Origin of the sequence: Alishewanella sp. WH16-1, assembly GCF_001441695.1 — a bacterium.
GTDB classification, from domain to species: Bacteria; Pseudomonadota; Gammaproteobacteria; order Enterobacterales; family Alteromonadaceae; genus Alishewanella; species Alishewanella agri.
In genome coordinates, this window is record NZ_LCWL01000072.1 from 1 (window position 1) to 14,287 (window position 14,287).

At 47.8% G+C, this 14,287-nt stretch carries 13 protein-coding genes; 12 read left to right on the plus strand and 1 reads right to left on the minus strand.

Annotated features, from left to right (window positions below):
- Positions 1-28: 28 nt before the first annotated feature.
- Complete coding sequence (gene wecC / locus AAY72_RS06205) at positions 29-1,276, minus strand: UDP-N-acetyl-D-mannosamine dehydrogenase (RefSeq protein ID WP_057786094.1); 1,248 nt, start codon at positions 1,274-1,276, stop codon at positions 29-31.
- Positions 1,277-1,460: 184 nt separating this feature from the next.
- On the opposite strand from wecC (AAY72_RS06205), the gene AAY72_RS06210 reads away from it, so the two are divergent.
- The 12 genes from AAY72_RS06210 to rfbB (AAY72_RS06265) all read left to right on the plus strand — a co-directional run bounded on the left by AAY72_RS06210 (position 1,461) and on the right by rfbB (AAY72_RS06265) (position 14,286).
- On the plus strand, positions 1,461-1,697 hold the full coding sequence (locus AAY72_RS06210; protein ID WP_231728914.1) for a type II toxin-antitoxin system prevent-host-death family antitoxin: 237 nt from the start codon (positions 1,461-1,463) through the stop codon (positions 1,695-1,697).
- Positions 1,697-2,110, plus strand: coding sequence for a type II toxin-antitoxin system VapC family toxin (locus tag AAY72_RS06215; protein ID WP_057786097.1), 414 nt, complete (start codon positions 1,697-1,699; stop codon positions 2,108-2,110). Before AAY72_RS06210 ends, AAY72_RS06215 begins: the two co-directional genes overlap by 1 nt.
- Positions 2,111-2,124: 14 nt before the next feature.
- Positions 2,125-3,027, plus strand: a complete 903-nt coding sequence (gene rfbD / locus AAY72_RS06220; protein ID WP_057786099.1) for a dTDP-4-dehydrorhamnose reductase — start codon at positions 2,125-2,127, stop codon at positions 3,025-3,027.
- A 12-nt stretch (positions 3,028-3,039) separates the two neighbouring features.
- Positions 3,040-4,062: a dTDP-glucose 4,6-dehydratase gene (rfbB, locus tag AAY72_RS06225; protein ID WP_057786101.1), complete on the plus strand. Its 1,023-nt coding sequence runs from the start codon at positions 3,040-3,042 to the stop codon at positions 4,060-4,062.
- A gap of 88 nt (positions 4,063-4,150) precedes the next feature.
- Positions 4,151-4,675, plus strand: coding sequence for a dTDP-4-dehydrorhamnose 3,5-epimerase (rfbC, locus tag AAY72_RS06230; protein WP_057786103.1), 525 nt, complete (start codon positions 4,151-4,153; stop codon positions 4,673-4,675).
- A 167-nt stretch (positions 4,676-4,842) separates the two neighbouring features.
- On the plus strand, positions 4,843-6,189 hold the full coding sequence (locus AAY72_RS06235; RefSeq protein ID WP_057786105.1) for a capsule assembly Wzi family protein: 1,347 nt from the start codon (positions 4,843-4,845) through the stop codon (positions 6,187-6,189).
- A 96-nt stretch (positions 6,190-6,285) separates the two neighbouring features.
- Entirely contained in the window at positions 6,286-6,780 is a 495-nt protein-coding gene (rfaH, locus tag AAY72_RS06240) for a transcription/translation regulatory transformer protein RfaH (protein WP_057786107.1), read from the plus strand.
- Between the two features lie 190 nt (positions 6,781-6,970).
- Complete coding sequence (locus AAY72_RS06245; RefSeq protein ID WP_057786109.1) at positions 6,971-9,808, plus strand: SLBB domain-containing protein; 2,838 nt, start codon at positions 6,971-6,973, stop codon at positions 9,806-9,808.
- Between the two features lie 79 nt (positions 9,809-9,887).
- The gene (locus AAY72_RS06250) at positions 9,888-10,835 is read left to right on the plus strand and encodes a Wzz/FepE/Etk N-terminal domain-containing protein (RefSeq protein WP_231728915.1); all 948 of its coding nucleotides are present in this window, start codon (positions 9,888-9,890) and stop codon (positions 10,833-10,835) included.
- A 2-nt stretch (positions 10,836-10,837) separates the two neighbouring features.
- Complete coding sequence (gene wecB / locus AAY72_RS06255; RefSeq protein WP_057786113.1) at positions 10,838-11,959, plus strand: non-hydrolyzing UDP-N-acetylglucosamine 2-epimerase; 1,122 nt, start codon at positions 10,838-10,840, stop codon at positions 11,957-11,959.
- Between the two features lie 3 nt (positions 11,960-11,962).
- Entirely contained in the window at positions 11,963-13,219 is a 1,257-nt protein-coding gene (gene wecC, locus AAY72_RS06260) for a UDP-N-acetyl-D-mannosamine dehydrogenase (RefSeq protein ID WP_057786115.1), read from the plus strand.
- Positions 13,216-14,286 (plus strand): dTDP-glucose 4,6-dehydratase, encoded by a 1,071-nt coding sequence (gene rfbB / locus AAY72_RS06265; protein WP_057786117.1) that lies wholly within the window; start codon positions 13,216-13,218, stop codon positions 14,284-14,286. Before wecC (AAY72_RS06260) ends, rfbB (AAY72_RS06265) begins: the two co-directional genes overlap by 4 nt.
- Position 14,287: the final 1 nt, after the last annotated feature.

Consider the following 14,287-nt stretch of genomic DNA (forward strand, 5'->3'; position numbering starts at 1 on the left):
CCGGAGTGCTGTGGATAAGTGTGGATAACTAGCCGAAGATGCCGCGGGTATCGATCACGACTTTGGTTGTTACATCGTTAATATGCAGTGCTTTGAATTGACGATGATCAACCAGTACCACCAGCACATTGGCGCGCTCTAAGGCTTTTGGCAGGGTAGTGAGCTTGTCGTCATGCTGGCTCAAATGCTTCGGTAGTGCCTTGATATTAGGCTCCACCAACAAAATTTCGCCGACATTGTCATTGATCAAATGCTCGGCAATATCCAGCGCCGGGCTCTCGCGCAAGTCATCGATATCTGCTTTAAACGCCAGGCCTAAGCAAGCAATTACTGGCCGTTTAAACTGATCAGCCGCTTCTTTCACCTTGTTGATAACATAATGCGGTTTGCCGTCGTTAATTTCACGCGCGGTACGGATCATCCGCGCCAGGGCAGGGGCTGAGTCGACAATAAACCAAGGGTCAACCGCAATACAGTGCCCGCCCACACCAGGGCCCGGGCTGAGGATATTTACCCGGGGGTGGCGGTTCGCCAGCTTAATCAGTTCCCAAACGTTAATTTTTAACTCATCACAAATCAGTGATAGCTCGTTAGCGAAGGCAATATTGACATCACGAAAGGCGTTTTCAGTTAACTTTGCCATCTCTGCAGTGCGCGCATTGGTACGCAAGCATTCGCCGCGCACAAACAGTTGGTATAAGCCCATGGCTTTTTCGGCACAGCGATCGGTAATACCACCGATAATCCGGTCGTTGCTAACCAGTTCCTGCAATACCCGGCCCGGTAACACCCGCTCCGGACAATGTGCGATAAATACCTCTGCACTGTCTGAAGGATCCAGCGGGACTTTTAAATCTGGACGCAATTCGCTTAGCCACTGCGCAATTTGTTCCGTAGTACCAACCGGGGAGGTTGACTCCAGAATAATCAGGTTCCCCTTTTCGATAACGGGTGCAATATTCTCCAGCGCCGCGCGAATATAACTCAGATCAGGCGCTTTATCGTCTTTAAAAGGCGTAGGCACAGCAATCATAAAAGCCTGCGCCGGCTCTGGCATAAGCGACGCCCGCAGCTTACCCGTGGTTACCGCGGCCTGTACCAGCATATCTAAATCTGGTTCGATAATATGAATTTTGCCCTGGTTAATGGTATTAACCGCGTGCTCAGACACATCGACACCCACCACCTCAACCCCGCGCGAAGCGATAACCGCCGCAGTAGGTAAACCGATGTATCCAAGGCCAATAACAGAAACTTTTGCAAAAGAAGACAGCATTATCCGATCCTTATAACGCTAGAGAAGTGATATAACCATCATAAAGCCGCGAAAATGAATATACAATTTACCAACCAAAATTCTCTTCACCGGTACTAGATACGTGCATGGTTATTTTTTTTGCTTCAGCTATAATAAAGCTACATTTTCAGGATTGGGGGGTACATTTATGTCGCATACAACTATGACTAGCAGAGAATTTAATCACGACGCGGCAGCTGCAAAACGTGCAGCCAAAAAAGGCCCTGTACATATTACTAACCGCGGTGAACTCGAGGCCGTACTGTTATCCGCGGAAGAATACAAAAAGTTAAATGCCAAAACCAAGAAAATCACCGAATTGCTGGCTTATCCGGCAGCCGCTGAAGTCGATTTTGATATAGAGCGTCAAACAGATTTACTCAGGGCAGTCATCTTCTAATGTACCTTTTAGACACTAACGTGATATCTGAGCTACGTAAATCTGGCACAGATCGGCTAGATCAAAACGTACGGCGTTGGACCGACAGTGTTTCTGCCGAAGATCTTTATTTATCCGTTATAACAATGGCAGAGTTAGAGATGGGAGTTTTGTCGCTCGAGAGGCGAGATCCTCAGCAGGCAACTCCTCTTCGGATCTGGCTAAATCACCTGGTTAAAATGCACTTTCAAGGCCGAATTTTGGATATAACTCCCAATGTCGCTTTGCATTATGCACAAATAAATGTACCCAATCGTCTTGCCGTAATGGATGGTTTAATTGCTGCCACAGCCATGGCGAATAACTTAATTGTTGTCACCCGAAACACCGCTGATTTTCCAACAGTCAGGACGATTAATCCTTTTGAGTTTTGAATGTTGAGTGTTGAATGGTGAATTCTCTCGTGGTGCTGATAACAGGCGCCAATGGCCAGCTAGGCCAGGCGCTACAAGCCGAAGCGGCTGGGTTTCCCGCATTAACGCTTATCAGCACCGGGCGCAGCGAAGTTGATATTTGCGATACTGCAAGTATCGGGCAAGCTATACAGCGCTTTCAGCCGCAGGTTATCATTAATTGCTCAGCCTATACTGCAGTAGACAAAGCCGAAGCCGAGCCGGCGCAAGCCTACCGCATTAACCGCGATGGCGTGTCGAATCTCGCCGCGCAAGCTGCCCTGCACAATATCGCGTTGCTGCACATCAGTACAGATTATGTTTTCTCCGGTGAGCAGGCGCATCCGTATACCGAGCAAGATAGCCCAGCACCCAAGTCAGTTTACGGCGCCAGTAAACTGGCTGGTGAACAAGCGCTGCTGCAAAGTGGCTGCGAAGGAGCGATTATCCGCACCAGCTGGCTCTATTCAGAGTTTGGCACTAATTTTGTAAAAACTATGCTTAGACTAGCCCAAAGCGGTAAACCGCTTAAAGTGGTTGCAGATCAATATGGTAGCCCAACCTATGCCCGCGATTTGGCTATTGCGATATTACAAATGGCTGAGGCTACCGAGCAGCCGCTATTTAACCCGCCACAGCTTTGGCATTACGCCAATAACGGCATTACCAGCTGGTACGATTTTGCCGGCGCCATTTTCCACACTGCCGGGCTTGAATGTACGGTCGAACCCATTCAAACTAGCGCCTATCCAACTGCCGCCCGCCGGCCAGCCTTTAGCGCCTTGGCCAGTGGCAAAATTCAGCAACACTTTAATACCCCAGTGCCATCCTGGCGCGACAGTTTAAAGCTGGCGCTAACCCAGTTGCTAAGCCAGGCCTCACATAAAGCAGCAGATTAAAAACAAGGTAATATGGCAAAAGTTATTTTTGTAACAGGTGGCGCGGGTTTTATTGGCTCAGCCCTGCTAAGACACCTATTTCAGGTAACCGACTACACCCTGGTTAACATCGATAAGCTTACCTATGCCGCCGATTTGGCTGCGCTATCCGACATCGAGGCCTCGCCCCGCTATTATTTTTCACAAACCGATATTTGTGATCGTGCCGCTATAGACAGTTTATTCCAGCAATTTCAGCCAGATGCTATTATGCACCTAGCTGCAGAAAGCCATGTCGACCGCTCCATTACTGGCCCGGCAGACTTTATCAATACCAATATCATCGGAACCTACACCTTATTGGAAGCGAGTAGGGCATACCTGCAGCAGGCCCCGGCCGCAGTTAAAGCTAATTTTCGGTTTCAGCATATCTCCACCGATGAAGTATTTGGCGACCTGGCCGGCAGTAACGATCTTTTTACTGAAACCACACCCTATGCTCCCAGCAGCCCTTATTCGGCCAGTAAGGCAGCCAGCGATCATCTGGTTCGGGCCTGGCATCGCACTTACAACTTACCAATTTTGATCACCAACTGCTCAAATAACTACGGCCCGAATCAAAACCGCGAAAAATTGATCCCGCTTATGATCACCAAAGCCCTGGCCGGCGAACCCATGCCGGTATATGGCAACGGCGAACAAATCCGCGATTGGCTATTTGTAGAAGATCACGCCCGAGCGCTGCTTACCGTTTTAACCAAAGGCAAAGTAGGGCAAACCTACAACATCGGCGGCCACAACGAAATCAAAAACCTCGACGTAGTAAAAGCCATCTGCACACTACTAGACGAACTAGCCCCAACTCAACACTCAACACTAAAAACTCAACATTCAAAATTAATCACCCACGTAGCCGATCGCCCCGGCCACGACCAACGCTACGCCATCGACGCCAGTAAAATACAACGCGAGCTAGGCTGGCAGCCGCAAGAAAGCTTTGCCAGCGGCCTGCGAAAAACGGTAATCTGGTACCTGCAAAACAGGCTCGACCTCTGACCGGTGTCCGACACCAGTGGATAAGTCGCACATTTTATACACAGGTGTCGAAGACGTGTGGATAAATACATTATCAATCTGAGCTGCAATGAAGATTATTGAAACCTCCTTACCCGGCTGCCTGCTACTTAGCCAAACCCAATACCGCGACCAGCGCGGATATTTCCAAGAGTTATATGTGCAGCAGCGCTACGAGGAGCTGGGTATAACCGAGCCTTTGGTTCAGGACAACTTGTCACACTCAACCAGGGGAGTAATCAGAGGAATGCATTTTCAGCGGCAACAGCCGCAAGGCAAGCTAGTTACCGTATTACAAGGCCGCATTTACGATGTCATGGTCGATATCCGACCCCATTCGCCTGCCTATGGCCAGTGGCAGGGTATCATCCTTAGTGCCGACAACCCGCAACAGCTCTGGATCCCTGCAGGATTTGCGCACGGCTTTCAGGCACTCGACAGCACGAACCTGGTGTTTTACAAAACCAGCAGCTATTACAACCCTTCGGACGAAGGCGTGTTCCAGCCGTTTGACCCCAAACTCAATATCAGTTGGCCATTGCAAGACGCTATCTTGTCAGCAAAAGATAGCCAAGCCCCGAATGTTGATTGGTAAAAATTAAAAATACAAAACATTAAAATATCCTCACGTCTCCGGTACCGGTCTGACATCTGACCTCCGACCGGTACCGGAGACGTGTGGATAACTCAAAACTTGTAACCCCTACAGCGGTTTGGTAGCATTGCCGCGGGTAATAAGCCCGTACAGGATGTTTATGTAAGATGCGAGTTTTATCAAAAGCAGTTTTGGCAACCTTAGGGTTAAGTCTGGCTACGGGGCTGCAAGCCACGCCATGGGTAAAAACAGACGACCAGTTTTTACAACAAAGCATCCAGCTACTGGCAAATGCCGGTCATATCAATATACCGGTTAACACCTGGCCTTTAATGTGGCAGCCAATAATGGAAGAGCTGCAGCTTATTAACACCCAAAGCCTAACTCAAGCCGAGCTTTTCGCCTATCTGCGAGTGCAGTCGGCTGCATCCTTTGCGCAGCGTACCACCATTAAAACTGCCAGCTTACAAGCCAGTTCCGATCCTTTAGCCCAAGCCGGTTTTGGCCAGCAGTATCGCGACAAAGCCTCTGCTACCCTGGGCCTTGAAGTAAAAGGTGAAAACTGGACCAGTGGCATCGTCAAAAACTTGCGCCACGATAGTTACGACGCCAACAGTCAGTCAGAAAATCAAACAAACTGGGATGGCTCTTACGGTGCCTATACCGCCGGGAACTGGGTGCTTTTAGCGGCGGTTCATCAGCAATGGTGGGGGCCAGCCATTCATAGCAGCTTTAACTTCAACAACCAGCAGCGGCCAGCCAAAAGCCTGCAATTAAGCCGGCTTAACCCTAAGGTACCACTGCATGAAAGTTTAAGCTGGTTAGGTCCGGTGCATTTAAATGTGCAATATGGCGAATTTTCAGGCACAGCGCCAACCCGTCACGCCACCTATGCCGCCGCGCGACTTACGTTAAAGCCAATCCGAGAGCTGGAAGTTGGCGTTAACACTAAACAACTGAAACCTAAACTTGCCGAACAGCTTACTACAGAGCCATACAGCAACCTGTTGCCGCAAGATGATATTACAACCCTCGGGCTGGATTTACGCTATCATTTAAGCTCTCAAACCGCCGTCTACGCCGAGCTATCCAGCCAACGCAGCGACGAGCAAAGCAACGGCTGGTTAGTTGGTAGCCAATACCACCTGGGAAATCAGCAAGTACTGGTGCGGTTATTCGCCGAATATCAACACATCCCGGAAGATTACAGCCAGTGGCTATTTATTAAGCCAGGCAGCAACAAAGCGCCGGTAAAAAACCAATGGGTAGCCGGGGCACAAATTAGCACGGCACGTGGCCAGGCGGGCTATATCAGTTTTGGTAATAGTACCTCACAGCAAACCACTAATGCCCAGCCAGAATGGCTAACCGATGCTGCCACACTTCAGGCCGGTTATCAGCATCCGGTATTCGGTGGTTTAGTGAGTGTCGACTACCAGCTGCAGCGTGGTAAACAAAATACTGAAACAGTATTTGAACACGCCGCAGGGCTTAAAATTGAATGGCGCTGGTGAACAATACAGCAACTGCCTGCCGGAGCAAGATAAATGATTGACCAGCACAACGGCAATACTCTATCATCTCGCCCGGTTTCACGGACGTAGTAGGTTATGGATAACTGGTATCTTATTTATAGTAAGCCCCGGCAAGAGCAAAGGGCCCAGCAGCACCTTGCTAACCAAGGCTTTGAAAGCTTTGTCCCCGTTATCACCAGCAAAAAACTGCGTGCCGGTAAAACCGTACTGGTTACTGAACCGTTGTTCCCGCGTTATATTTTTTTAAAATGCCCGCAAACCCCAAACCTTTCTACTATTCGTAGCACCCGTGGGGTAGGTGGCCTGGTACGCTTTGGCGATGCCCTGGCAACTGTGCCAAACAACCTGATACATTGGCTGCTTCAGCAACAACTCAAACTACAACAACAGCCTCAGCAGCACCCGTTTCAACCTGGCGACGCCTTAACTATTCTCGAAGGCCCTTTTGCTAGCCTAAATGCCGTATTTCAACAGCCAGATGGCGAAAGTCGCAGCACGATTTTGCTTAACTTTTTAGGGCAGCAGCTGCACTTAACAATAGAAAACAAAAGCTTAGAAAAGAATAGCTGACACCCTGCTAACAAGGTGTCATAAAAAATACGTATTCAGGTAATAACCTGACGGGATATCAGCTATAATCCCGCGTTTGAAATTCAAGCATTTTTAGTTTTGGGGCGCTTATCCCAAGGGCGGTAGCGTGCCTAAAGCCAGCTAAAACCAGTTCTGTCAATTTATAACTAACTGAAACGGAAGCATTTTAATGAGGTTGTCAAAGAGTCTTTTCCGCACTGTTGCAGCCTGCACCCTGGGGGTCCTGCTCAGCACCGGTGCAGTTGCGCAACAAATTACTGCGGCACAAATTGAGCAATTTAAACAACTTCCCAGAGCGCAACAAGAAGCCCTTGCCGCGCAATATGGTGTTGATTTATCGCAGCTTACCGGCCCTGCCGTAGCAACACCTATGCAACCCGCACCAAGCTTGCAAGAATTAACGCCACGCCGCGATATCAACGGCATGACGCAAAGCCAGGACCAACGTCAAGCGGATGATGTTGTAGAGCGCGCCACAACCGAGCTGGATAAAGCCGAACTCGACGAAAATAACCGTAAGCCAAAACAAAAAGCCCGTAACCTGCGGCAAAACCTCAAACAATTTGGTTACGACTTATTTGCCGGTACACCCAGCACCTTTGCCCCCGTATCCGACATCCCAGTTCCGGCAGATTATGTAGTAGGCCCTGGCGACAGCATTCGCATCCAGCTATACGGCAAAGAAAACATCCAGCAAGAACTAACCGTCGATCGTAACGGCCAGATCTTCTTCCCCAGCATTGGCCCTATTATGGTAGCTGGCCTTACCTTTAGCGAGCTGCGGCAAAATTTGGGTAATGTCGTACAGCAACAAATGATCGGCAACCAGCTAAACGTAACCATGGGCGAACTACGCTCTATTCGCGTATTTGTGCTGGGTGAAGCCTTCCAGCCAGGTGCTTACACTATCAGCTCACTGTCTACCGCCACCCATGCCATCATGGCCGCCGGCGGTGTAAAGAAAATTGGCTCGCTGCGTAATATCGAAATTAAACGCAGCGGTAAAACCGTTGCTCAGCTCGATTTATACAATTTACTGCTGCGGGGCGACACCTCAGCCGATGTTATGCTGCAGCCTGGCGACGTAGTATTTATTCCCACTATCGAGCGTACTGTAGGCATTGGTGGCGAAGTACTGCGCCCGGCTATTTACGAACTTAAAAACGAAAAAACAGCAGACGACATCGTACGCCTGGCTGGTGGCTTTTTATCTACAGCTTTCCCTGCTGTATCCCGCTTAGAGCGCATCGACGCCAACGGCGCCAAAATGCTAAAAGACATCGATCTTACCCAAGCCGCCGGCAAAAACACGGCGCTGCGTCAGGGCGATATCATCGAGGTTTACTCGGTACTCGATCAAATTGAAAACATTGTACAACTTACCGGCCATGTCCATCGCCCGGGCGGTTTCGGCTGGCGTGAGGGCATGCGTATCTCCGACGTGCTGCCCGATATGCGCGAATTATTGCCTAACCCCGATTTAAACTACGGCATTATCCGCCGCGAAATTGCGCCAACCCGTGAAATCGAAGTTATTGCCTTTAATCCGGCACAGGCCATTACCCAACCTAACTCGGCGGCGAATTTATTACTGCAACCGCGCGACAGGCTGTATTTATTTGGTGCTAACGAAAGTCGCGAAGCGCGTCTTGAAGAGCTTATCGCCGAACTGCGCGATCAGGCCCGTTTTTTACAACCACCTAAAGTGGTGTCTATTAATGGTTTTAGCCGCTTTACCGGTGACTTCCCATTAACTGCGGGTATGACGCTGGCCGATTTACTTAAAGCCGGCTTCGACTTAGACCAGTTCGCCGACAAAAACTACGCCCTTATTTCACGCTTTAACAGTGCAACGGTTAAAACCAGCGTGCAGGTAGTGTCACTGGCCAATCCGCAAGATTTGGCTATGCCGCTGCAAGAGCTCGACACCTTACATGTATTTTCGATGGTAGAACCACGCGAGCCGGTTGTAGAAGAACTAATCGCAACCCTGCTACAACAGTCTGACAAAGAAACACCACAACTCGTGGTAACCATAGAGGGCGACGTACGTTTCCCCGGCCGCTACCCATTAACTGCAGGCATGTCTGCGCAGCAGCTAATTGAAGTAGCAGGGGGCTTTCGCGAGTCTAGCTATGCGGTAACTGCCGAACTTACCCGTCGGGTAACCGATGGCGGCACCGCCTTTAGCACCGAGCATCGGGCTTTGGCGTTGGATACCGCAAGTGCCACGCTGTTAACGCCACTCGATACGCTGCAAATTAAACGTATTCCCGACTGGCGCGAAACCAACACCGTTAAGCTGGTCGGCGAAGTGAAGTTCCCAGGCACCTATACCATCAAAAAGGGCGAACGTTTAGCCGATGTAATTAACCGCGCGGGTGGCTTTAGCACGCTGGCTCATCCAGAGGCTACCGTATTTAGCCGTGCCAGTATTCGTGAGAATGAGTTAAAGCAACTTGAAACGTTACGTTTAAACCTACAAAAAGAGTTAGCCGCACAAAGCGCCACGACAGACTCAAAAGGCCCCACTGCAGCTGAAGCAGAAGAGTTAGCAGCAAAACTGAATGAAACCCAGGTTGTCGGCCGCTTAATTGTCGATATGAACGCCGCCGTAGCAGGGATTCGTGGCCAAAATATCCAGCTGGAAAATGGCGACGAAATTTACATTCCACAGCGCCGTAACGCCATTAGTATTATTGGTGAAGTACATAACCCGTCTAACCATGTATTTACTGCGGGCCTGAGTGTGCAGGACTACCTAAACCGCGCCGGTGGCTTTAAACAACGCGCCGACAAAGACGCAGTTTATGTGATTAAAGCAGACGGTAGCGTTATGAACCGCAGCAGCAGCTGGTTTGCCATTAACCGCAACCGTTTAGAGCCTGGCGATACCATAGTGGTGCCGCTTAATACTGAATACAAAGACGGTATGACCATTTGGGCAACCGCAACACAAATTCTGTATAACAGCGCCGTCGCGATAGCGGCTATTGCAACGCTTTAGCATTCTTGAATGTTGAATGTTGAATGTTTAGTTTTTGGTGCCTGTGTGCTGGTGGGTATAGCCGGTAAACAGGCGCCAAATGGCTTTAACAAGGAATACTATGTCTGAGAATATAAACGCGCCGCAAACTGCAGCCGCGGATGACGAAATTGATTTGCGCGAGCTATTTAGCGCTATTTGGCAAGGTAAATGGATAATAATTGCCACTACCTTTGTGTTTGCAGTTGCCTCTGTTATTTACGCGCTAAGCTTGCCCAATATTTATAAAAGTGAAGCACTGTTGGCACCGGTAAATGCTGAAGCCGGCTTAAACCTACCTGGACAACTAGGCGGCCTAGCAGCACTTGCCGGGGTAAACTTAGGTGGCGGCAGTGGCGATAAAACTACGCTAGCAATAGAAGTGTTAAAGAGCCGCGACTTTATTGGCCGCTTTATAGAAAAATACGACCTATTTATCCCTGTTATGGCAGCAGAAGGTTGGCACATGGGCTCGGACACGCTAAAAATTGATAGCGATATCTATAACACCGACACAAGTGAGTGGGTAAGAAAGGTTAAGGCGCCTTTTCAGCCTAAACCCAGCGTGCAGGAAACCTACACCGAATTTATGAAGCTATTAAGCGTATCACAGGATAAAACCAGCGGAATGGTAAAGCTTAGCGTGCAACATTACTCCCCGATATTAGCAAAAGAATGGGTAGATAACTTAGTTAAAGAAATTAACGAGGACCTGCGCCAACGCGAGCTAAACGAAGCACAACGCAGTATCGCCTATTTAAATGAGCAAATTGCACAAACAAATCTCGCTGATGCCCGTGCTATGTTGTTCTCACTGATAGAAGAACAAACCAAAACCTTAATGTTGGCCAATGTGCGCAGTGAATATGTGTTTAAAACTGTCGATCCGGCGGTGGTAGCTGAGAAAAAAGCTAAACCCGCAAGAGCTTTAATATGTATTTTAGGTGTGATGTTGGGTGGCATGCTAAGTGTCTTATTTGTGTTAATTCGCTATTTTTCTAAGAAGTAAACATGAAAGTTCTAACTGTATTTGGTACCCGCCCTGAAGCCATTAAAATGGCACCGCTGGTGCATGCATTGGAGGCAGATAGCCGTTTTGAAGCTAAAGTCTGTGTAACTGCACAGCATCGTGAAATGCTCGATCAGGTGTTAGATTTATTTGAAATTCGCCCAGACTATGACCTAAACATTATGAAAGCAGGGCAAACCCTTACAGATGTTACAACGGGCATTCTGAATGGGTTGCAACCTGTTCTTTCTGAATTTAAGCCTGATATTGTGTTAGTGCATGGCGATACTGCTACTACCTTGGCTGCCTCTTTAGCCGCTTACTATCAGCAAATAAAAGTAGGTCATGTTGAGGCTGGTTTACGCACGGGTAATATTTATAGCCCCTGGCCAGAGGAGGGTAATCGTAAGTTAACTGGCGCATTAGCTAGCTATCATTTCGCACCTACTACCACCTCGCAACAAAACCTGTTGGCAGAAAACGTAGCGCAAGCAAGTATTAGCGTTACAGGTAACACCGTTATCGATGCTTTGTTACTGGTTAAGCAAAAAATTGAACGAAATACAGGTCTTGCCAATACTTTAGCCAGCCGTTACCCGTTTTTAGATAGTAACAAAAAAATGGTCCTGGTAACCGGGCATCGCCGCGAAAGTTTTGGTGGTGGTTTTGAGCGTATCTGTGAGGCGCTACGGCAAATTGCGGTTAACTACCCCAATTGTCAAATTGTTTATCCTGTGCACTTAAACCCCAATGTGCAAGAACCAGTAAACCGTTTACTAGCTGGCTTAAATAATGTGTTTTTAATTGAGCCACAAGACTATTTGCCCTTTGTTTATTTAATGATGCGTTCGCACATTATCTTAACCGACTCTGGTGGTATTCAAGAAGAGGCCCCTTCGTTGGGTAAACCTGTATTAGTAATGCGGGATACGACAGAGCGGCCCGAAGCTGTTGCAGCGGGTACAGTAAAACTGGTAGGCACCGATATCGCAAAAATTACCACAGAAGTAAGCACATTGCTTACTGATGAAGCCGCTTACAATGCTATGAGTCGTGCTCACAATCCTTATGGCGATGGCCAAGCTTGCCAACGCATTCTCGATACGCTTTTTCAAGGTAAGTAATTTATGAAGTTTTCATCTTTATCAGTAATTGGTTTAGGTTATATAGGCTTACCGACAGCCGCAGTTTTCGCCTCTCGTAAAATTAGGGTAGTGGGTGTAGACGTAAATCAAAAAGCGGTAGACATTATTAACCAGGGTAAAATTCATATTGTTGAACCTGACTTAGATATCGCTGTACATGCTGCAGTAACTGAGGGCTATCTAAAGGCAACAACCAAACCTGAAGCAGCAGATGCTTTTATTGTTGCAGTACCTACGCCTTTTAAAGGTGATAACCATGAGCCAGACTTAAGCTATATAGAGGCTGCCAGCAAAGCCATTGCACCAGTACTGCAAAAAGGTAACCTGGTGATTTTGGAGTCGACTTCACCGGTTGGTGCAACCGAGCAAATGGCTGCCTGGTTAGCCGAAGCAAGACCTGATTTAACTTTCCCGCAAACGCATGGTGAAGACTCTGATATTCGGGTTGCACATTGCCCGGAACGCGTGTTGCCAGGCCATGTAATGCGTGAGTTAATTGAAAACGACCGTGTTATTGGTGGTATGACACCAAAGTGTTCCGCTTACGCAGTAGCGCTATATAAAGCTTTTGTACAGGGCGAATGTGTAATCACCAACGCCCGCACGGCTGAAATGGCAAAACTAACAGAAAATAGTTTTCGCGATGTAAATATTGCTTTTGCCAATGAACTATCCATGATTTGCGATAAGCTCGATATTAATGTTTGGGAATTGATAAAGCTGGCAAACCGCCACCCACGGGTAAATATATTACAACCAGGCCCAGGTGTCGGTGGACATTGTATCGCGGTAGACCCCTGGTTTATTGTTAGTAAAACTCCTGAAGTTGCTAAGCTTATACGAACTGCTCGCGAAGTAAACGATAGCAAGCCAGAATGGGTTATTGAAAAAGTTAAAATTGCTATTGCTGATTTTCTGCTATCCCATCCAAATAAGACAGCGAAAGATATTACTGTCGCCTGTTATGGATTGGCCTTTAAACCTGATATTGACGACCTGCGTGAAAGCCCTGCTTGTGCGATAGCTCAGCAAATTATCAATTTTCACCAAGGAACAGTGCTGTTAGTCGAACCTAACATCGACTGTTTACCTGCTAAATTAAGCAATAATGAGTTAGTTACAGTAGATTTAGCTTATGCCAAAGCGGACATACATGTTCTTCTGGTTGATCATAAAGAGTTTAAACAGCAAGGCCCGACTAGCGGTTTAGTGGTAGACACAAAAGGGATATGGTTATGAAGTTGTTGGTAACGGGTGGTGCTGGCTTTATCGGCTCTGCGGTTGTGCGTCATATTATTGATAACACATCAAATAGTGTTATTAATGTTGATAAACTAACTTATGCGGGCAATTTGAATTCGGTAGCTAGCGTTGCTAACAACGAACGCTATGCGTTTGAACAAGCTGATATTTGTGATGCTGCTGCCATGGCCGAAATATTTGAAACTCATCAGCCAGATGCCGTTATGCATTTAGCGGCTGAGAGTCACGTTGACCGTTCAATCGACGGCCCGGCGGCCTTTATTGAAACCAATATTATTGGTACTTACACTTTACTTGAAGCAGCACGTAATTATTGGAAAGCCTTGCCAGAAGCACGTAAGCAGGCATTTCGCTTTCATCATATCTCTACCGATGAAGTTTATGGCGATTTACATGGCACGGATGACTTATTTACAGAGACTACCCCTTACGCGCCGAGCAGCCCGTACTCGGCAAGTAAAGCCAGTTCGGACCATTTAGTCCGCGCATGGCAGCGTACGTACGGTCTGCCGGTTATCGTTACCAATTGCTCAAACAATTACGGCCCATATCACTTCCCGGAAAAGCTAATACCGTTAATGATTTTAAATGCGTTAGTAGGTAAACCACTGCCGGTATATGGCAAAGGCAACCAGATCCGCGATTGGCTCTATGTAGAAGACCACGCCCGCGCTTTATACAAGATAGTAACCGAAGGTAAAGTGGGAGAAACCTATAACATCGGCGGCCACAATGAAAAACAAAATATCGAAGTGGTAAAAACAATTTGTGCGATATTAGAAGAGCTGGCGCCAATTAAACACTCAACTCTCAACATTCAAAACTACGAAAGTTTAATCACTTTCGTGCAGGATCGCCCCGGACACGATCTGCGTTACGCCATTGACGCCAGCAAAATAGAACGTGAATTAGGCTGGAAGCCAGAAGAAACCTTTGAAACCGGTTTACGCAAAACAGTACAGTGGTATTTAGAAAACAAAGACTGGTGGCAGGCAGTGCTGGATGGCAGTTATCAGTTGGAGCGGTTAGGGCAGGGAGCTTAAA